Origin of the sequence: Pseudomonas sp. FEN (genome assembly GCF_904067045.1) — a bacterium.
Taxonomy (GTDB): domain Bacteria; phylum Pseudomonadota; class Gammaproteobacteria; order Pseudomonadales; family Pseudomonadaceae; genus Aquipseudomonas.
Window position 1 is genome coordinate 517067 of the sequence record NZ_CAJFDC010000001.1, and the last position, 19103, is coordinate 536169.

The following is a 19103-nucleotide window of genomic DNA, read 5'->3' on the forward strand; positions in this document are numbered from 1 at the left end:
CCACTCCGTGTTTATTCGCGCCCGGCGCGTAAAAGAGAGCCTGTATGACCGTCACCCTCAAAACCCCCGAGGACATCGCAAAAATGCGTGTCGCTGGCCGCCTGGCTGCCGATGTACTGGAAATGATCGGTGAGTACGTCAAGCCCGGCGTCACCACCGAGGAACTCGACCGTATCTGCCACGACTACATCGTCAACGTGCAGCAGGCCATTCCCGCGCCACTCAACTACAAGGGTTTCCCGAAGTCGATCTGTACCTCGGTCAACCACGTGGTCTGCCATGGCATCCCGGGCGACAAGCCGCTCAAGGATGGCGATACCCTGAACATCGACGTAACCGTCATCAAGGACGGCTACCACGGCGACACCAGCAAGATGTTCCACGTCGGCAGCGTGCCGGTGTGGGCCGAGCGCCTGTCGCAGATCACCCAGGAATGCATGTACAAGGCCATCGAGATCGTCAAGCCCGGCTGCCGCCTGGGCGACATCGGCGAAATCATTCAGAAGCACGCGGAAAAGAACGGTTTCTCGGTGGTGCGTGAGTTCTGTGGCCACGGCATCGGCAAGGTGTTCCACGAGGAGCCGCAGATCCTGCACTACGGTCGCGCCGGTACCGGCATGGAACTCAAGGCCGGCATGACCTTCACCATCGAGCCGATGATCAACCAGGGCAAGGCCGATACCAAGGTGCTGGGTGACGGCTGGACCGCGATCACCAAGGACCGCAAGCTGTCGGCCCAATGGGAACATACCCTGCTGGTCACCGATACCGGCTATGAGATCTTCACCCTGCGCGGCGATGAGACCATCCCTCGCGTCTCGGCCTGATCCATTGCACCTGCTGCCTTATACAGAACGCCTATAGACCCAAGGAAAGCCAATCGATGCCGCAGGTGGATCCCGAACTCTTCGACCGCGGCCAGTTCCAGGCGGAACTGGCGCTGAAGGCCAGCCCCATCGCCGCCTTCAAGAAAGCCATCCGCCAGGCCCGCGAGGTCCTCGACGAGCGCTTTCGCGCCGGGCGCGATATCCGCCGGCTGATCGAAGACCGCGCCTGGTTCGTCGATAACATCCTGCAACAGGCCTGGGACCAGTTCAGCTGGAGCGAAGACGCCGACATCGCCCTGGTGGCGGTCGGCGGCTACGGTCGCGGCGAACTGCACCCCTACTCGGACATCGACCTGCTGATCCTGCTCGACAACGCCGACCACGAAATTTTTCGCGATTCCATCGAGCGTTTCCTGACCCTGCTCTGGGACATCGGCCTGGAAGTCGGCCAGAGCGTGCGTTCGGTCGACGAGTGCGCCGAAGAGGCCCGGGCCGACCTCACGGTCATTACCAACCTGATGGAAAGCCGCACCGTCGCCGGCCCCGAACGCCTGCGCCTGCGCATGCTCGAGGTCACCAGCACGGCGCACATGTGGCCGAGCAAGGACTTCTTCCTGGCCAAGCACGCCGAGCAGAAGGCCCGGCACCACAAGTACAACGACACCGAATACAACCTGGAACCCAACGTCAAGGGCTCGCCCGGCGGTCTGCGGGATATCCAGACGATCCTCTGGGTCGCCCGGCGCCAGTACGGCACCCTGAACCTGCGGGCCCTGGCCGGTGAAGGCTTTCTGGTGGAAAGCGAAAACGCCCTGCTGGCCTCGTCCCAGGAGTTCCTCTGGAAAGTCCGCTACGCCCTGCACATGCTCGCCGGACGCGCCGAAGACCGCCTGCTGTTCGACCACCAGCGCAGCATCGCCGGGCTCCTCGGTTTCAAGGGCGACGATGCGAAACAGGCGATCGAAAACTTCATGCAGCAGTACTACCGGGTGGTCATGAGCATCGCCCAGCTCAGCGACCTGATCATCCAGCATTTCGAGGAAATCATCCTCGCCCCGGAAGACGAAGCGCCGCCACAACCGTTGAACTCGCGCTTCCAGTTGCACGATGGTTACATCGAGGCGAGCAACCCCAACGTCTTCCGGCGCACACCGTTCGCCATGCTGGAAATCTTCGTGCTGATGGCCCAGCAGCCGGAAATCAAGGGCGTGCGTGCCGACACCATCCGCCTGCTGCGCGAATACCGCCATCTGATCGACGACGACTTCCGCAACGATATCCGTAACACCAGCCTGTTCATCGAACTGTTCAAGTGCAAGATCGGTATCCACCGCAACCTGCGGCGGATGAACCGCTACGGCATCCTCGGGCGCTACCTGCCGGAGTTCGGCGATATCGTCGGGCAGATGCAGCACGACCTGTTCCACATCTACACCGTGGACGCGCACACCCTGAACCTGATCAAGCACCTGCGCAAACTGCAGTACACCCAGGTTTCGGAGAAATTCCCGCTGGCCGCCAAGCTCATGGCCAAGCTGCCCAAGCCCGAACTGATCTACATGGCCGGGCTCTACCACGACATCGGCAAGGGCCGTCACGGCGACCATTCGGAACTCGGTGCGGTGGATGCCGCGGCCTTCTGCGCGCGCCACCAACTGCCGCAGTGGGACAGCCGCCTGATCGTCTGGCTGGTGCAGAACCACCTGGTGATGTCCACCACCGCCCAGCGCAAGGACCTCTCCGACCCACAGGTCATCCATGACTTCGCGCAGACCGTCGGCGACCAGGTGCACCTGGACTACCTGTACGTACTGACCGTCGCCGACATCAACGCGACCAACCCGAGCCTGTGGAACTCCTGGCGCGCCAGCCTGTTGCGCCAGCTCTACACCGAGACCAAGCGTGCCCTGCGCCGCGGCCTGGAAAACCCGGTGGACCGCGAGGAGCAGATTCGCCAGACGCAAAGCGCCGCGCTGGATATCCTGGTACGCGCCGGCACCGACCCGGACGATGTCGAGCAGCTCTGGTCGCAACTGGGCGATGACTACTTCCTGCGCCACACCGCCGGCGACGTGGCCTGGCACAGCGACGCGATCCTGCAGCAGCCGGCCGATGGCGGCCCGCTGGTGCTGATCAAGGAAACCACCCAGCGCGAGTTCGAGGGTGGCACGCAGATCTTCATCTACGCCCCGGACCAGCATGACTTCTTCGCCGTGACCGTGGCCGCGATGGACCAGCTCAACCTGAACATCCACGACGCCCGGGTCATCACCTCCAGCAGTCAGTTCACCCTCGACACCTACATCGTGCTGGACAACGACGGTGGCTCCATCGGCGACAATCCGAAGCGGGTCAAGCAGATCCGCGACGGCCTGACCGAAGCCCTGCGCAACCCGGACAACTACCCGACCATCATCCAGCGCCGGGTACCGCGCCAACTCAAGCACTTCGCCTTCGCGCCGCAGGTGACCATCCACAACGATGCCCAGCGGCCGGTCACGGTGCTGGAACTGAGCGCGCCGGACCGCCCCGGGCTGCTGGCGCGGATTGGCAAGATCTTCCTGGAGTTCGACCTGTCGCTGCAGAACGCCAAGATCGCCACCCTGGGCGAGCGGGTGGAGGACGTGTTCTTCATTACCGACGCCGACAGCCAACCGCTGTCCGACCCGCAGCTGTGCAGCCGATTGCAGGACGCCATCGTCGAACAGTTGAGCGTCGACGCCGAACCGCCCATTGAAACGATGCGCCTGAGTATCTGATAAATGCTTCCCTGTAGGAGCGGCCGGTCGACGCGCGATTGCTCGCGATGCGTCAGTCCAGACACCTTGCTGACGACTGACACAGCGTCATCGCGGGCAGGCCGCTCCGACACTTGATCGACCCGCGCCCGGCAGGCCGCATGCCTACAACCGAATTGAACGAGACTGTCCATGAACAACGCCCTGAACCAGTTGCAGCCCTATCCGTTCGAGAAACTGCGCGCCCTGCTCGGCAGCGTGACGCCGAATGCGGACAAGCGGCCGATCGCCCTGTCCATCGGTGAACCGAAGCACCGCTCGCCGGCGTTCGTCGCCGAAGCCCTGAGCGCCAACCTGGAGCAGATGGCGGTGTACCCGACCACCCTCGGCGTACCGGCCCTGCGGGAAGCCATCGGTGCCTGGTGCGAGCGGCGTTTCGGCGTGCCCAGCGGCTGGATCGACCCGGCGCGCAATATCCTGCCGGTCAATGGCACCCGCGAGGCGCTGTTCGCCTTCACCCAGACCGTGGTCAACCGTGGCGACGACGCGCTGGTGGTCAGTCCCAATCCGTTCTACCAAATCTACGAAGGTGCCGCCTTCCTCGCCGGGGCCAAGCCGCACTACCTGCCGTGCCTGGACGAGAACGGCTTCAACCCGGACTTCGATGCCGTGCCGGCCGAGATCTGGCAGCGCTGCCAGATCCTGTTCCTGTGCTCGCCGGGCAATCCGACCGGGGCGCTGATCCCGCTGGAAACCCTGAAGAAGTTGATCGCCCTGGCCGACGAACATGACTTCGTGATCGCCGCCGACGAGTGCTACAGCGAGCTGTATTTCGACGAACAGACCCCACCGCCGGGCCTGCTCAGCGCCTGTGTGGCTCTCGGGCGCAAGGACTTCAAGCGCTGCGTGGTGTTCCACAGCCTGTCCAAGCGTTCCAACCTGCCAGGACTGCGTTCCGGCTTCGTCGCTGGCGACGCGGATATTCTCAAGGCTTTCCTGCTGTATCGCACCTACCACGGCTGCGCGATGCCGGTGCAGACCCAACTGGCCAGCGTGGCGGCCTGGAACGACGAAGTGCATGTGCGGGCCAACCGCGCGCTGTACCGGGAAAAGTTCGATGCGGTGCTGGAGATCCTGGCGCCAGTGCTGGATGTGCAACGACCGGATGGCAGCTTCTACCTGTGGCCGAATGTGCAGGGCGATGACGCGGCGTTCTGCCGTGACCTGTTCGCCGAGGAACATGTGACGGTGGTGCCGGGTTCCTACCTGTCCCGCGAAGTCGACGGCGTCAACCCGGGGGCTGGGCGCGTGCGCATGGCGCTGGTCGCGCCATTGGCCGAGTGTGTCGAGGCGGCGGAACGGATTCGCGCGTTCATCCTGCGCCGTAAGTAGTTACGGCCAGGGGCGCCCTCAAGCCGAACGCAATCCTGTGGCAAGCGGGCTTGCCCGTGCTGGGGCGCGAAGCGACCCTAAAACCGATGAACTCAGTCTGGCAGGTAGACCGAGATAACCGATTTTACGACTGCTTCGCAGCCGAACGCGGGCAAGCCCGCTCGCCACAAAGCACAAGCCTCAAAGCACAAGGCACAAGGCACAAGGCACAAGGCACAAGGCACAAGGCTCAAGGCTCAAGGCTCAAGGCTCAAGGCTCAAGGCTCAAGGCTCAAGGCTCAAGGCTCAAGGTAGTGTGACTAACTGAACAGCCTGTGAATACCACTCGCCGCAGGCTATTTCACCGAGCCGAGGTTCGCCTCGCTCAGGTCCAGCTCCGCCAGCACCTCGCGCAACACATCGTCGCCGATCTGGTGCTGGCGACTGAGCCGGTACAACTCCAGGCGCTGCGCGCGCAGCGCCTTCAAACGCAGGCGGCGCTCCAGCAGATCCATCTGCAACGCCTGCGCCTGGGCCTCGGCGGAGTCGTTGAACACATCCAACTGATGCCGGTATTCGGCCATCAACTGCGCCTTCAACTCGGTCGCCAACGCAGCCTGGCTCGCATCCAGGGCCGTGGCCGTGTCTTGCGGGGCGCCCAGTTCCTCGACCTCCAGCACACGGATCGCCGCCTCGGCGGTCTTCTTCCAGGCTTCGCGCACTTCGCCGCGGTGCTGGTCATCCTCACTCTTTGGAAGGTCGCGCAACAGCAGCGGCAGGGCAATGCTGGCCGTCGCCAAAGACAGCAGGATTACCCCAGCAGCGATGAAAATCAGCACGTCTCGCTCGGGAAAATCCACCCCGGGCGCAATCAGCAGCGGCACCGACATCACACCCGCCAGCGTCACCGCCCCGCGCACGCCGCCTACCGTCAGCAACCAGCAGGAGCGCCCCTTGGCCATCCCCGACAACTGGCTTTTACCCCGCCAGTCCCGCAGCAGCTCCGCCAAGCGCCAAATGCTGTGCACCCAGATAAAACGCAATGCCAGCAACGCCAGAAAAATCGCCAGCACCTCCAGGCAGCGGTACAGCAGGGTCGGCCATAACGAGGGCTGATGACTGGCGACCGCCTTGACGATGTCCGGTAACTGCAAGCCCAACAACAGGAAAATCAGCCCGTTGAAGGCAAACTCCAGCAACGACCAGACACTACGGTTGAGCAGTCGGGTACTGGTCTGACGCGGCAACAGGTCGAGCCAGCTCTGCATCATCCCCGCCGCCACCGCGGAAAGAATCCCCGACACACCAAGGCGTTCGGCCAACACATAAGCAGCGAATGGCAACAGCAACATAAACACCACGTGGGTCGCCGGGTCGTCCCAACCGCGAGCGATCATCCACACCCGAAGCCGGCCCACCAGCCAGCTCAGTCCCACACCGATGGCCAAACCGCCGACGGCCACCAGGACAAAAGCCACACTCGCACTGGCCAGGGAAAATACCCCGGTCACGGCCGCCACCAGGGCGAACTTGAAGGTCACCAGACCCGACGCATCGTTCATCAGCGCCTCGCCCTGGAGCATGTGCATCAACGGCGTCGGCAAACGGTTCTGGGCGATGGCGGAAACCGCCACGGCATCGGTCGGCGACAACACGGCCGCCAAGGCGAACGCCACCGGCAAGGGGATGGCCGGCAACAACCAGTTAATGAAATAGCCGGCACCGACCACCGTGAACAACACCAGCCCCACGGCCAGGGTCAGGATCGGTCCACGCAAGCGCCACAGCTCGCGCTTGGGCATGCGCCAGCCATCGGAAAACAACAAGGGTGGGAGAAACAGAAACAGAAACAATTCCGGATCCAGCGCCACATGCAGGCCCAGGGTCGGCCAGGCCAACAAGGCGCCCGCGGCGATCTGCACCAGGGGCAGGGGCAGCGGGAGCACCCGCCAGAGCAAACGCGAGACGCCGACCAACATCAGCAGAATCAGGACGGTGTAGGCAGTCTGCATAAAAGGCATTCCCAATCGTTCAACAACACATCCCTGGCAAACGCTTGCCGTCGAAGTGCCATATTAGCCGCTTAAGCTGCCGTCCGGGCGCTGCACGAAAGTCGCAGCCGCCAGGGGAAGATGTAACCACGCACGACTAAGGCGCCTAAGCGGCCCGCTCATGGCATAATCTTTCACCTTTCATCCTTCGCATCTCCAAAGGGGAGGCAATTGCTGTGACCGCTTCGAGCAAAACGTTGCACCTTTTCGGAATCAAGGCCTGCGACACCATGAAAAAGGCCCGCACCTGGCTCGACGAGCAGGCCGTGCCCTACGAGTTCCATGACTACAAGACCACCGGCATCGACCGCGAACACCTGACCCAGTGGTGCAACGAGCACGGCTGGGAAGTACTGCTGAACCGCGCCGGAACCACCTTTCGCAAACTCGACGACGAACGTAAAGCCGATCTCGACCAGGCGAAAGCGATTGAACTGATGCTGGCACAACCCTCGATGATCAAGCGCCCGGTGCTTGATCTCGGTGACCGAACCCTGATTGGCTTCAAGCCAGATAGCTATGCGGCGGCCCTCAACTGAGCCAGAGCGCTCAAGGCCCCCACTCATTTTGCAAGAGGTAACAGCATGTCCACTACTCTGTTCAGCCTGGGCTTCGGCGTTGGCACCCAGAACCGTCAAGGTGCCTGGCTGGAAGTTTTCTACGCCCAACCCCTGATTCAGCCAGCAGCCGAACTGATCGCCGCGATCGCGCCGATCCTCGGCTACAGCGGCGGCAACCAGGCGATCACCTTCAGCACCGCCCAAGCCTCGCAACTGGCCGAGGCCCTGAAAAGCGTCGACGCCGCCCAGGCCGCCCTGCTGACCCGCCTGGCCGAAAGCCACAAGCCGCTGGTCGCCACCGTGCTGGCCGAAGACGTCCAGCTGACTTCGACCCCCGAGGCCTACCTCAAGCTGCACCTGCTCTCCCATCGTTTGGTCAAGCCTCACGGCCTGAGCCTGGCGGGCGTGTTCCCGCTGCTGCCGAACGTGGCCTGGACCAGCCTGGGCGCGATCGACCTGTCGGAGCTGGCCGCGCATCAACTGGAAGCCCGCCTGCGCGGCGAGCTGCTGGAAGTATTCTCGGTGGACAAGTTCCCGAAAATGACCGACTACGTGGTCCCGAGCGGCGTGCGCATCGCTGACAGCGCGCGGATTCGCCTGGGCGCCTATATCGGCGAAGGCACCACCGTGATGCACGAAGGTTTCGTCAACTTCAACGCCGGCACCGAAGGCCCGGGCATGATCGAGGGCCGCGTGTCGGCGGGCGTCTTCGTCGGCAAGGGTTCCGACTTGGGCGGCGGCTGCTCGACCATGGGCACCCTGTCCGGTGGCGGCAACATCGTCATCAAGGTCGGCGAAGGCTGCCTGATCGGCGCCAACGCCGGTATCGGCATTCCGCTGGGTGACCGCAACACCGTGGAGTCGGGCCTGTACGTGACCGCCGGGACCAAGGTCGCGCTGCTCGACGAGAACAACCAGCTGGTCAAGGTGCTCAAGGCCCGCGACCTGGCCGGCCTGCCGGACCTGCTGTTCCGGCGTAACTCGGAAACCGGCGCGGTGGAGTGCAAGAGCCACAAATCGGCCATCGCGCTGAACGAAGCCCTGCACGCGCATAACTGAGCAGGATTGCTGCCGGCGATGGCGCCCGCAAGGCCGCCTTCGCGGGCAAGCTCCGTTCCCACAGGTTCATCGCGTGCTCGGCACCTGCGCGCGACGCCGTACCGTGGGAACGGAGCTTGCCCGCGAAGAGGCCCTCAAAGCGACCACGAATCTCGCCGGCAAGTGTTCCCACCACCAGGGCCGAACACCATGTTGATACCGTCTCCCTGGCGCGCCGATTTCCCGGCCATCGCCGCCCTGCAACGGCAAGACCAGATCTATCTGGACAGCGCCGCCACGACCCAGAAGCCCCAGGCGCTGATCGCTGCCCTGGCGCACTATTACAGCAACGGTGCGGCCAACGTGCACCGTGCCCAGCACCTGCCCGGCGCCCACGCCACCCAGGCCTTCGAAGACAGCCGGAGCAAGGTCGGCCAGTGGCTCAACGTGGGCAACAGCGGACAGATCGTTTTCAGTCACGGCGCCACCTCGGCGCTGAATCTCCTGGCCTATGGCCTGGAAGCCCTGTTCCAGCCCGGCGACGAGATTGTCATCAGCGCCCTGGAGCATCACGCCAACCTGCTGCCCTGGCAGCAACTGGCACAACGCCGGGGACTGCGACTGGTGGTGCTGCCAATCAACGCCGGCGGCCTGATCGACCTGGGCGCCGCCCAGCAGTTGATCGGCCCGCGGACTCGCTTGTTGGCGCTCAGCCAGCTGTCCAACGTGCTCGGGGCCTGGCAACCGCTGGAACCCTTGCTCGCGCTGGCGCGGTCGTTCAATGCGCTGAGCGTGGTCGACGGCGCCCAGGGCGTGGTCCACGGTCGCCACGACGTCCAGGCACTGGGCTGCGATTTCTATGTTTTTTCCAGCCACAAGCTCTACGGCCCCGACGGCGTGGGCGTGCTCTATGGCCGCAACGAAGCCCTGAAGCAACTGCGCCACTGGCAGTTCGGCGGTGAAATGGTGCTGGACGCGGACTATCAGCAGGCCAACTTCCGCCCCGCGCCATTGGGCTTCGAAGCCGGAACGCCGCCCATTGCCGGCGTCATCGGCCTCGGCGCGACCCTCGACTACCTGGCCGGCCTCGACCAGGCCGCCGTCTCGGCCCACGAAGCGGCGCTGCACGCCCATCTGTTGCAGGGTTTGCAGGTACGCAATGGCGTCCGCCTGCTGGGCGAACCGCAGTTGGCGCTGGCCAGTTTCGTCGTCGACGGCGTGCACAATGCCGATCTGGCTCACCTGCTGACCGACCAGGGGATTGCCGTGCGCGCCGGCCATCACTGTGCGATGCCACTGATGAAACAGCTCGGGTTGGCGGGCGCGATCCGCGTATCGCTGGGGCTGTACAACGACTCCGACGACCTGGAGCGGTTTTTCGAGGCGCTGGATCAAGCCCTGGAGCTATTGCGATGAGCCTGCCCGCCGAGGCGCGGCTCGTGCTGGAAAACTTCCAGCACCTGGCGGGCTGGGAACAACGGGCACGGCTGCTGATGCAATGGGGTGAGCGCTTGCCGCCCTTGGGCGACGCCGACAAGACCGAGGCCAACCGCGTGCATGGCTGCGAAAGCCGGGTGTGGTTGACCGGTCGCTTGCAAGATGGTCAGTGGCAGTTTGCCGCGAGCAGCGATGCACGCTTGATTCGCGGCCTGGTGGCGCTATTGCTGGTGCGGGTCAACGGCTTGAGCGCCGACGAGTTGCGGCAGGTCGACCTGCCGGACTGGTTCGCCCAGCTTGGCCTGTCCCGGCAGTTGTCGCCATCGCGCAGCAACGGGCTGAATGCCGTGTTGCAACGAATGCGTGAGTTGACGCAATAGCCCTCAAGTGTGGCGAGCGGGCTTGCCCGCGCTGGGGAGCGAAGCCGCCCTAGAACCAGCCGCTCCGCTGTGTCAGCTAGAATGCGTATATCGGCTCATGCAATAGATCCACTGCGGGAGACCGCATCAACCGGTTTTTCGGGGGCTTCGCCCCCCAACGTGGGCAAGCCCACTCGCCACAAGGGCGGTCCCCTTCGCGGCGGTGCGACGTCCCGACAAGCCCTGCTCCTACAGTACCGAATGCCGTGACACAACGAATGCGTGAGTTGACGCAATAGCCCTCAAGTGTGGCGAGCGGGCTTGCCCGCGCTGGGGGGCGAAGCCGCCCTAGAACCAGCCGCTCCGCTGTGTCAGCTAGAATGCGTATATCGGCTCATGCAATAGATCCACCGCGGGAGACCGCATCAACCGGTTTTTGGGGGGCTTCGCCCCCCAACGTGGGCAAGCCCACTCGCCACAAGGGCGGTCCCCTTCGCGGTGGTGCGACGTCCCGACAAGCCCTGCTCCTACAGTACCGAATGCCGTGACACAACGAATGCGTGAGTTGACGCAATAGCCCTCAAGTGTGGCGAGCGGGCTTGCCCGCGCTGGGGGGCGAAGCCGCCCTAAAATCAGCCGCTCCGCTGTGTCAGCTAGAATGCGTATATCAGCTCATGCAATAGATCCACTGCGGGAGACCGCATCAACCGGTTTTGGGGGGCTTCGCCCCCCAACGTGGGCAAGCCCACTCGCCACAAGGGCGGTCCCCTTCGCAGCGGTGCGACGTCCCGACAAGCCCTGCGCCTACAGTACCGAATGCCGTGACACAACGAATGCGTGAGTTGACGCAATAGCTCTCAAGTGTGGCGAGCGGGCTTGCCCGCGCTGGGGGGCGAAGCCGCCCTAGAACCAGCCGCTCCGCTGTGTCAGCTAGAATGCGTATATCAGCTCATGCAATAGATCCACCGCGGGAGACCGCATCAACCGGTTTTTCGGGGGCTTCGCCCCCAACGTGGGCAAGCCCACTCGCCACAAGGGCGGTCCCCTTCGCGGCGGTGCGACGTCCCGACAAGCCCTGCGCCTACAGTACCGATGCCGTGCCGCAGCGGATGCGTGAGTTGACGCAATAGCCCTCAAGTGTGGCGAGCGGGCTTGCCCGCGCTGGGGGGCGAAGCCGCCCTAAAACCAGCCGCTCCACTGTGTCAGCTAGAATGCGTATATCAGCTCATGCAATAGATCCACTGCGGGAGACCGCATCAATCGGTTTTTCGGGGGCTTCGCCCCCCAACGTGGGCAAGCCCACTCGCCACAAGGGCGGTCCCCTTCGCGGCGGTGCGACGTCCCGACAAGCCCTGCTCCTACAGTACCGAATGCCGTGACACAACGAATGCGTGAGTTGACGCAATAGCCCTCAAGTGTGGCGAGCGGGCTTGCCCGCGCTGGGGGGCGAAGCCGCCCTAAAATCAGCCGCTCCGCTGTGTCAGCTAGAATGCGTATATCAGCTCATGCAATAGATCCACCGCGGGAGACCGCATCAACCGGTTTTTGGGGGTCTTCGCCCCCAACGTGGGCAAGCCCACTCGCCACAAGGGCGGTCCCCTTCGCGGCGGTGCGACGTTCCGACAAGCCCTGCGCCTACAGTACTGATACCGTGCCGCAGCGGATGCGTGAGTTGACGCAATAGCCCTCAAGTGTGGCGAGCGGGCTTGCCCGCGCTGGGGGGCGAAGCCGCCCTAAAACCAGCCGCTCCGCTGTGTCAGCTAGAATGCGTATATCGGCTCATGCAATAGATCCACCGCGGGAGACCGCATCAACCGGTTTTTCGGGGTCTTCGCCCCCAACGTGGGCAAGCCCACTCGCCACAAGGGCGTCCATCTGCTACTCAGGTTTGAGCCGATCCGCCGGCCGGCGCATGCCCGCGACGATCTTGTCCACCGCCTTGGTCGCCGCGACCATGCCGAAGGTCGCCGTCACCATCATCACCGCCCCGAAACCACCGGCGCAGTCCAGCTTCACCCCATCGCCGACAAAACTCTTCTGCAGGCAAATGCTGCCATCGGGCTTCGGATAACGCAGCTGCTCCGTGGAAAACACGCAAGGCACGCTGTAGTGGCGGGTCACCGTGCGCGAAAAGCCGTAGTCGCGACGCAAGGTCGAACGCACTTTCGAGGCCAGGGGATCATTGAACGTGCGGTTCAGGTCGCAGACCTGGATCAGCGTCGGGTCGATCTGCCCACCGGCACCGCCGGTGGTGATGATCTGGATCTTGCGCCGCTTGCACCAGGCGATCAGCGCCGCCTTGGCATTGACGCTGTCGATGCAGTCGATCACACAGTCGATGTCCGTGGTGATGTACTCGGCCATGGTCTCGCGGGTGACGAAATCACTCACCGCGTGTACCCGGCAGTCCGGGTTGATGCCCTTCAGGCGCTCGGCCATGACCTCGACCTTGGCCCGCCCCACGGTACTGTCCAGGGCATGCAACTGGCGATTGCTGTTGCTGACGCAGACATCGTCCAGATCGAACAGCGAGATCTCACCGACACCGCACCGGGCAATGGCCTCGGCGGCCCAGGAACCGACACCACCGACGCCGACGATCGCCACATGGGCGGCCTTCAGCCGTTCCAGACCTTCAATGCCATACAACCGGGCAACGCCGGCAAACCGCGGATCTTCTGCACTCATGACCATTACCCAAAAAACCGGCGCGCATTATAGGGCCGGGCGTAGGCGACGGACATCTCCAGCCTATGAATGGTCGGCGACAAGTGTCAAATCACAACGTTTTGACGAGAATAGCGCTACAACAAACAAGGAAAGAACTTAAACCTCGCGCCATTGCCCAATGCCTGCTTGTACCTACGGTGCTGTACGCTCGACGGATAGCAAGTGTAGGATGCGCGCCGCTCTGTTCCCTGTTCTAGCCCTTTTCGGAACCCGAAATACCTATGTCATCGCGTAAATTTGGACTCAACCTGGTCGTGGTGTTGGCCATTGCCGCACTGTTCACCGGTTTCTGGGCGCTGATCAACCGCCCGGTTTCGGCGCCTGACTGGCCCGAACAGATTGCCGGCTTCTCCTACTCGCCTTTCCAGCAGGGTCAATTCCCGCAGAAAGAACAGTACCCGACCGACGATGATATGCGTCGCGACCTGGAGATCATGAGCAAGCTGACCGACAACATCCGTATCTATTCGGTCGACGGCACCCTACAGGACATTCCCAAGCTCGCCGAAGAATTCGGCCTGCGGGTGACCCTGGGGATCTGGATCAGTCCGGACCAGGAACGCAACGAGCGCGAAATCACCCGAGCCATCGAACTGGCCAACAGCAGCCGCAGCGTGGTACGCGTGGTGGTCGGCAACGAGGCGATCTTCCGCAAGGAAATCACCGCCAAGGAACTCGGCGTGCTGCTCGACCGCGTGCGGGCCGCCGTCAAGGTGCCGGTGACCACCTCCGAACAGTGGCATATCTGGGAACGCAACCCGGAACTGGCCAAGCACGTCGACCTGATCGCCGCGCACATCCTGCCCTACTGGGAGTTCATCCCGATGGAGAAGTCCGGCCAGTACGTGCTGGATCGCGCCCGCGAACTCAAGCGCATGTTCCCGAAAAAGCCGCTGTTGCTATCGGAAGTCGGCTGGCCGAGCAATGGCCGCGTGCGTGGCGGTGCCGAAGCGACCCAGGCCGACCAGGCCATCTACCTGCGCACCCTGGTCAACAAGCTTAACCGCCAGGGCTTCAACTACTTCGTGATCGAAGCCTTCGACCAGCCGTGGAAGGCCAGCGACGAGGGTTCGGTAGGCGCCTACTGGGGCGTGTTCAACGCCGCGCGCCAGCAGAAGTTCAACTTCGAAGGCCCGGTGGTAGCGATCCCGCAATGGCGCGTCCTGGCCATCGGCTCGGTGGTGCTGGCGTTGCTCTCGCTGACCCTGCTGATGATCGACGGCTCGGCCCTGCGTCAGCGCGGACGGACCTTCCTGACCTTTATCGCGTTCCTCTGCGGTTCGGTGCTGGTATGGATCGGCTACGACTACAGCCAGCAATACAGCACCTGGTTCAGCCTGACGGTGGGCTTCTTGCTGGCTATCGGCGCCCTGGGCGTGTTTATCGTCCTGCTGACCGAGGCCCACGAACTGGCCGAGGCAGTCTGGACCCACAAGCGCCGACGTGAATTCCTGCCGGTGGTAGGCGACTCGGACTACCGGCCGAAAGTCTCGATCCACGTGCCGTGCTACAACGAGCCGCCGGAAATGGTCAAACAGACCCTCGACGCCCTGGCGGCCCTCGATTACCCGGACTACGAAGTCCTGATCATCGACAACAACACCAAGGATCCGGCGGTCTGGGAACCGGTGCAGGCTTATTGCGAAACCCTCGGCCCGCGCTTCCGCTTCTTCCACGTCGCGCCGCTGGCCGGGTTCAAGGGTGGGGCACTGAACTACCTGATCCCGCACACCGCCAAGGACGCCGAAGTCATCGCGGTGATCGACTCGGACTACTGTGTCGACCGCAACTGGCTCAAGCACATGGTGCCGCACTTCGCCGATCCGAAGATCGCCATCGTGCAATCGCCGCAGGATTATCGCGACCAGAACGAAAGCACCTTCAAGAAGCTCTGCTACTCGGAATACAAAGGCTTCTTCCATATCGGCATGGTCACCCGCAACGACCGCGACGCGATCATCCAGCACGGCACCATGACCATGACCCGGCGCTCGGTCCTGGAAGAACTGGGCTGGGCCGACTGGTGCATCTGCGAAGACGCCGAGCTGGGCCTGCGGGTGTTCGAGAAAGGCCTGTCGGCGGCTTATCACCACGAGAGCTACGGCAAGGGCTTGATGCCGGATACCTTTATCGACTTCAAGAAACAGCGTTTCCGCTGGGCCTACGGGGCGATCCAGATCATCAAGCGGCATACCGCCAGCCTGCTGCGCGGCAAGGACACCGAACTGACCCGCGGCCAGCGCTATCACTTCCTCGCGGGCTGGCTGCCGTGGGTCGCCGACGGCATGAACATTTTCTTCACCGTCGGTGCCCTGCTCTGGTCGGCGGCGATGATCATCGTGCCGAAACAGGTCGATCCGCCGCTGTTGATTTTCGCGATCCCACCATTGGCGCTGTTCGCCTTCAAGGTCGGCAAGATCCTGTTCCTTTACCGCCGCGCGGTCGGGGTCAACATGAAAGATGCCTTCGCCGCCGCGCTGGCTGGCCTGGCCTTGTCGCACACCATCGCCAAGGCGGTGCTGTACGGCTTCTTCACCAGCAGCATCCCGTTCTTCCGCACACCGAAAAACGCCGATAACCACGGCCTCTGGGTGGCGATTTCGGAAGCCCGGGAAGAGATGTTCATCATGCTGCTGCTGTGGGCCGCGGCGCTGGGGATCTGCCTGGTGAATGGCTTACCGAGCTACGACATGCGCTTCTGGGTGGTCATGTTGCTGGTGCAGTCGCTGCCGTACCTCGCGGCGCTGATCATGGCGTTTGTTTCCTCGCTGCCGAAACCGGCCAGCGCGCAAGAGCCGGCGGCGCTCGCCTAATCGCGACGCACTGCACGAAACGGCGGCCTGCGGGTCGCCGTTTTGCTTTAAGATATCCACCTTTTGCGCACCTCTATATTCCTGTAGGAGCAGCCGGTCGACGCTCGATTGCTCGCGATGATAGTTCAGGCTCCGCGGGGGTTCAGGCTCCCCGCGTTATCGTTAACGCCTATCGTCTCGGAGCGCTGCCCGGAGCAAGCTCGCTCCTACATACATACCCGTTTCGGAGCTTTGCCATGACGGCCCACGCCGACCTTTCGCCGACCCTGCAACTCGCTTGCGACCTGATCCGCCGCCCTTCCGTGACACCGGTCGACGCCGACTGCCAGAAGCTGATGATGCAGCGCCTGGGCGATGCCGGTTTCAAGCTCGAACCGATGCGGATCGAAGACGTCGACAACTTCTGGGCCACCCATGGCCAACAGGCGGGCCCGGTGCTGTGCTTTGCCGGTCACACCGACGTAGTGCCCACCGGTCCGGTGCAGGCCTGGCAGAATGATCCGTTCGATGCACTGATCGACGAACACGGCATGCTCTGCGGACGTGGCGCGGCCGACATGAAAGGCAGCCTGGCAGCCATGCTGGTGGCCGCCGAGCGTTTTGTCGCCGCCTACCCGGACCACAAGGGCTCGGTCGCCTTCCTGATCACCAGCGACGAAGAAGGCCCGGCCCATCACGGCACCAAGGCCGTGGTCGAGCGCCTGGCGGCGCGTAACGAGCGCCTGGACTGGTGCATCGTCGGTGAGCCGTCGAGCACGACCCTGGTCGGTGACGTGGTGAAAAACGGCCGGCGCGGTTCCCTCGGTGCCCGTCTTACCGTACGCGGCGTGCAAGGCCATGTGGCCTACCCGCACCTGGCGAAAAACCCGATCCACCTGGCCGCCCCGGCCCTGGCCGAACTGGCCGCCGAGCACTGGGACGACGGCAACGCGTTCTTCCCACCCACCAGCTTCCAGATTTCCAACCTCAACTCAGGGACCGGCGCGACCAACGTGATCGCCGGCGAACTGGTGGCACTGTTCAACTTCCGCTTCTCCACCGAGTCCAGCGTCGAAGGCCTGCAACAGCGGGTCGCGGCGATCCTCGACAAGCACGGCCTGGACTGGCACGTGGAATGGGCACTGTCCGGCCTGCCGTTCCTCACCGAACCGGGCGCGCTGCTCGATGCGGTGTCGGCGAGTATCAAGGCAGTCACCGGGCGCGAAACCCAGGCCTCCACCAGCGGCGGGACCTCCGACGGTCGGTTTATCGCCACCCTCGGCACCCAGGTGGTCGAGCTGGGCCCGGTCAACGCGACGATCCATCAGGTCAATGAGCGGGTCCTGGCCAGCGACCTCGACGTGCTCACCGAGATCTACTACCAGACCCTGATCAAGTTGCTTGCCTGATGCTTACCTGCCCACTCTGCTCCGCGCCCCTGAGCGCGGTCGACAATGGCGTGGCCTGTCCGCTCGGGCATCGTTTCGACCGCGCGCGCCAGGGTTACCTGAACCTGCTGCCGGTCCAGCACAAGAACAGTCGCGACCCGGGCGACAACCTGGCCATGGTCGAGGCCCGGCGCGATTTCCTCAACGCCGGCCATTACGCACCGGTGGCCCGCCGCCTGGCGGAACTGGCCGCCGAGCGGGCGCCGGGACGCTGGGTCGATATCGGCTGCGGCGAGGGCTACTACACCGCGCAACTGGCCGAGGCCCTGCCCGCGGCCGACGGCTATGCGCTGGATATTTCCCGCGAGGCGGTCAAGCGTGCCTGTCGACGCAACCCGCGACTGACCTGGTTGATCGCCAGCATGGCGCGGGTGCCCTTGGCCGACGCCAGTTGCCAGTTCATCGCCAGCGTATTCAGCCCGCTGGACTGGCAGGAGGCCAAGCGCCTGCTGAGCCGCGGGGGCGGCCTGATGAAAGTCGGGCCGACCAGCGGTCATCTGATGGAACTGCGTGAACGTCTGTACGATGAAGTGCGCGAGTACACCGACGACAAGCACCTGGCGTTGGTGCCCGCCGGCATGGCGCTGGAGCACAGCGAAGTACTGGCGTTCAAGCTGAGCCTGGCCAACGCCCAGGACCGGGCGAATCTGCTGGCCATGACCCCTCACGGCTGGCGCGCGAGTGCCGAGCGCCGGGCACGGGTCATCGAACAGCCTGAGCCGTTCGAGGTCAGCATCTCGATGCGTTACGATTACTTCGTCTTACAATAAATCCACTATTCATGGCCTTGAACAGTGGTTCAAGGCCGACAAAATCCGCGAATGGATTTTTCGAACAGCCACAGCGAGGACTTCCATGCGCCAGCCCGATATCGAGATTTACCTCAAGGACGACGACGTCGACCACAAGGCCATTGCCACCTGGCTCGGCGCCGCGCTGGGCCCTTGCAGCGACTGGAGCCAGAAAGGCCAGACCTGGAAGTGCCTGGCCGGCGGCGTGCCGGTGACCTGGCTGCCCAAGGCCGTGGGCAAATGGAACAGCTTGTACCTGGAAAGCGACCAGACCCCATGGGATGACGACATCGCCTGCGCCCGCGCCGCCTTTGCCGCGCTGAACGTGGAAGTGCGTTGCGCCCCGGGGAGCTGGGTCGAGGAGGAAGGCGAGGAGACCGCCGATCGCTGGATCCGCATCAGTGCCGATGGCGAAGAAGAGATCACCTGGCGTACCGCCTGATGCTGACTGCGGGCACGGAGTCTGTGTGCCGAGCGGGCCCCTGTGGCGAGAGGGCTTGCCCGCGCTCGGCGGCGAAGCCGTCGTCAATCGGCTGAAAGACCGCGTCAGCCGGTTTTGGGGCTGCTTCGCAGCCCAGCGCGGGCAAGCCCGCTCGCCACAATAGGCCCTTCAACAGCATCACATCGGCGGTTACAGCCCGACCACATCCTCGGCCTGCAGACCTTTCTGGCCTTCCACCAGCGCGTACTCCACCTGCTGCCCTTCCGCCAGGGAGCGGTGGCCTTCGCCACGAATCGCGCGGTAGTGCACAAACACATCCGCTCCGTCTTCACGCTGAATGAAACCGTAACCCTTGGCGTCGTTGAACCACTTCACATTGCCTGTCTCGCGCGTTGCCATGAATCCGTACTCCGTCTTGTTATTGTGGAATGGGCCCGGCTCGAAGAGCCCTTCATGGATCGTCGCCTGAACGTCGTGCTGTGCGGATGAGTCCTGCCGTTCATGGCGAACCTCTGAGTA

Annotated in this window: 14 protein-coding genes; 11 read left to right on the plus strand and 3 right to left on the minus strand. The window is 63.6% G+C overall.

Annotated elements, in window-relative coordinates; all coding sequences use genetic code 11:
• The first annotated feature begins 44 nt into the window (after positions 1–44).
• From map to dapC, 3 genes are all read left to right on the plus strand, one after another.
• Complete coding sequence (gene map, locus PFEN_RS02505; protein WP_191485452.1) at positions 45–827, plus strand: type I methionyl aminopeptidase; 783 nt, start codon at positions 45–47, stop codon at positions 825–827.
• A 56-nt stretch (positions 828–883) separates the two neighbouring features.
• Positions 884–3586 (plus strand): [protein-PII] uridylyltransferase, encoded by a 2703-nt coding sequence (locus PFEN_RS02510; protein WP_191485453.1) that lies wholly within the window; start codon positions 884–886, stop codon positions 3584–3586.
• A 171-nt stretch (positions 3587–3757) separates the two neighbouring features.
• Positions 3758–4957 carry a succinyldiaminopimelate transaminase gene (gene dapC, locus PFEN_RS02515; protein ID WP_191485454.1) on the plus strand — a complete coding sequence of 400 codons (1200 nt, stop codon included), beginning with the start codon at positions 3758–3760 and terminating at the stop codon, positions 4955–4957.
• A 335-nt stretch (positions 4958–5292) separates the two neighbouring features.
• Here the strand turns inward: dapC and PFEN_RS02520 are convergent, their stop codons facing one another.
• Positions 5293–6948, minus strand: a complete 1656-nt coding sequence (locus PFEN_RS02520) for a Na+/H+ antiporter (RefSeq protein WP_191485455.1) — start codon at positions 6946–6948, stop codon at positions 5293–5295.
• 269 nt (positions 6949–7217) lie between these two features.
• Here PFEN_RS02520 and PFEN_RS02525 point away from each other — a divergent pair, with 269 nt between their 5' ends.
• From PFEN_RS02525 to PFEN_RS02540, 4 genes are all read left to right on the plus strand, one after another.
• Positions 7218–7526: an arsenate reductase gene (locus PFEN_RS02525; protein WP_412071372.1), complete on the plus strand. Its 309-nt coding sequence runs from the start codon at positions 7218–7220 to the stop codon at positions 7524–7526.
• Positions 7527–7571: 45 nt separating this feature from the next.
• The gene (dapD, locus tag PFEN_RS02530; RefSeq protein WP_191485457.1) at positions 7572–8606 is read left to right on the plus strand and encodes a 2,3,4,5-tetrahydropyridine-2,6-dicarboxylate N-succinyltransferase; all 1035 of its coding nucleotides are present in this window, start codon (positions 7572–7574) and stop codon (positions 8604–8606) included.
• 189 nt (positions 8607–8795) lie between these two features.
• Positions 8796–10001 carry an aminotransferase class V-fold PLP-dependent enzyme gene (locus PFEN_RS02535; RefSeq protein WP_191485458.1) on the plus strand — a complete coding sequence of 402 codons (1206 nt, stop codon included), beginning with the start codon at positions 8796–8798 and terminating at the stop codon, positions 9999–10001.
• On the plus strand, positions 9998–10402 hold the full coding sequence (locus PFEN_RS02540; RefSeq protein ID WP_191485459.1) for a SufE family protein: 405 nt from the start codon (positions 9998–10000) through the stop codon (positions 10400–10402). Before PFEN_RS02535 ends, PFEN_RS02540 begins: the two co-directional genes overlap by 4 nt.
• 1857 nt (positions 10403–12259) lie before the next feature.
• Here PFEN_RS02540 and tcdA read toward each other — a convergent pair.
• Positions 12260–13069, minus strand: coding sequence for a tRNA cyclic N6-threonylcarbamoyladenosine(37) synthase TcdA (tcdA, locus tag PFEN_RS02545; RefSeq protein WP_191485460.1), 810 nt, complete (start codon positions 13067–13069; stop codon positions 12260–12262).
• Between the two features lie 263 nt (positions 13070–13332).
• Here tcdA and PFEN_RS02550 point away from each other — a divergent pair, with 263 nt between their 5' ends.
• The 4 genes from PFEN_RS02550 to PFEN_RS02565 all read left to right on the plus strand — a co-directional run bounded on the left by PFEN_RS02550 (position 13333) and on the right by PFEN_RS02565 (position 18584).
• Positions 13333–15924 (plus strand): glycosyltransferase, encoded by a 2592-nt coding sequence (locus PFEN_RS02550; RefSeq protein WP_191485461.1) that lies wholly within the window; start codon positions 13333–13335, stop codon positions 15922–15924.
• Positions 15925–16160: 236 nt separating this feature from the next.
• Positions 16161–17312 (plus strand): succinyl-diaminopimelate desuccinylase, encoded by a 1152-nt coding sequence (dapE, locus tag PFEN_RS02555; protein ID WP_191485462.1) that lies wholly within the window; start codon positions 16161–16163, stop codon positions 17310–17312.
• Complete coding sequence (locus tag PFEN_RS02560; protein WP_191485463.1) at positions 17312–18121, plus strand: putative RNA methyltransferase; 810 nt, start codon at positions 17312–17314, stop codon at positions 18119–18121. The genes dapE and PFEN_RS02560 overlap by 1 nt, the downstream gene beginning before the upstream one ends.
• An 85-nt stretch (positions 18122–18206) precedes the next feature.
• Positions 18207–18584 carry a hypothetical protein gene (locus PFEN_RS02565; protein ID WP_191485464.1) on the plus strand — a complete coding sequence of 126 codons (378 nt, stop codon included), beginning with the start codon at positions 18207–18209 and terminating at the stop codon, positions 18582–18584.
• A 189-nt stretch (positions 18585–18773) separates the two neighbouring features.
• Here PFEN_RS02565 and PFEN_RS02570 read toward each other — a convergent pair whose 3' ends face one another.
• Positions 18774–18983, minus strand: coding sequence for a cold shock domain-containing protein (locus tag PFEN_RS02570; protein WP_177092989.1), 210 nt, complete (start codon positions 18981–18983; stop codon positions 18774–18776).
• Positions 18984–19103: the final 120 nt, after the last annotated feature.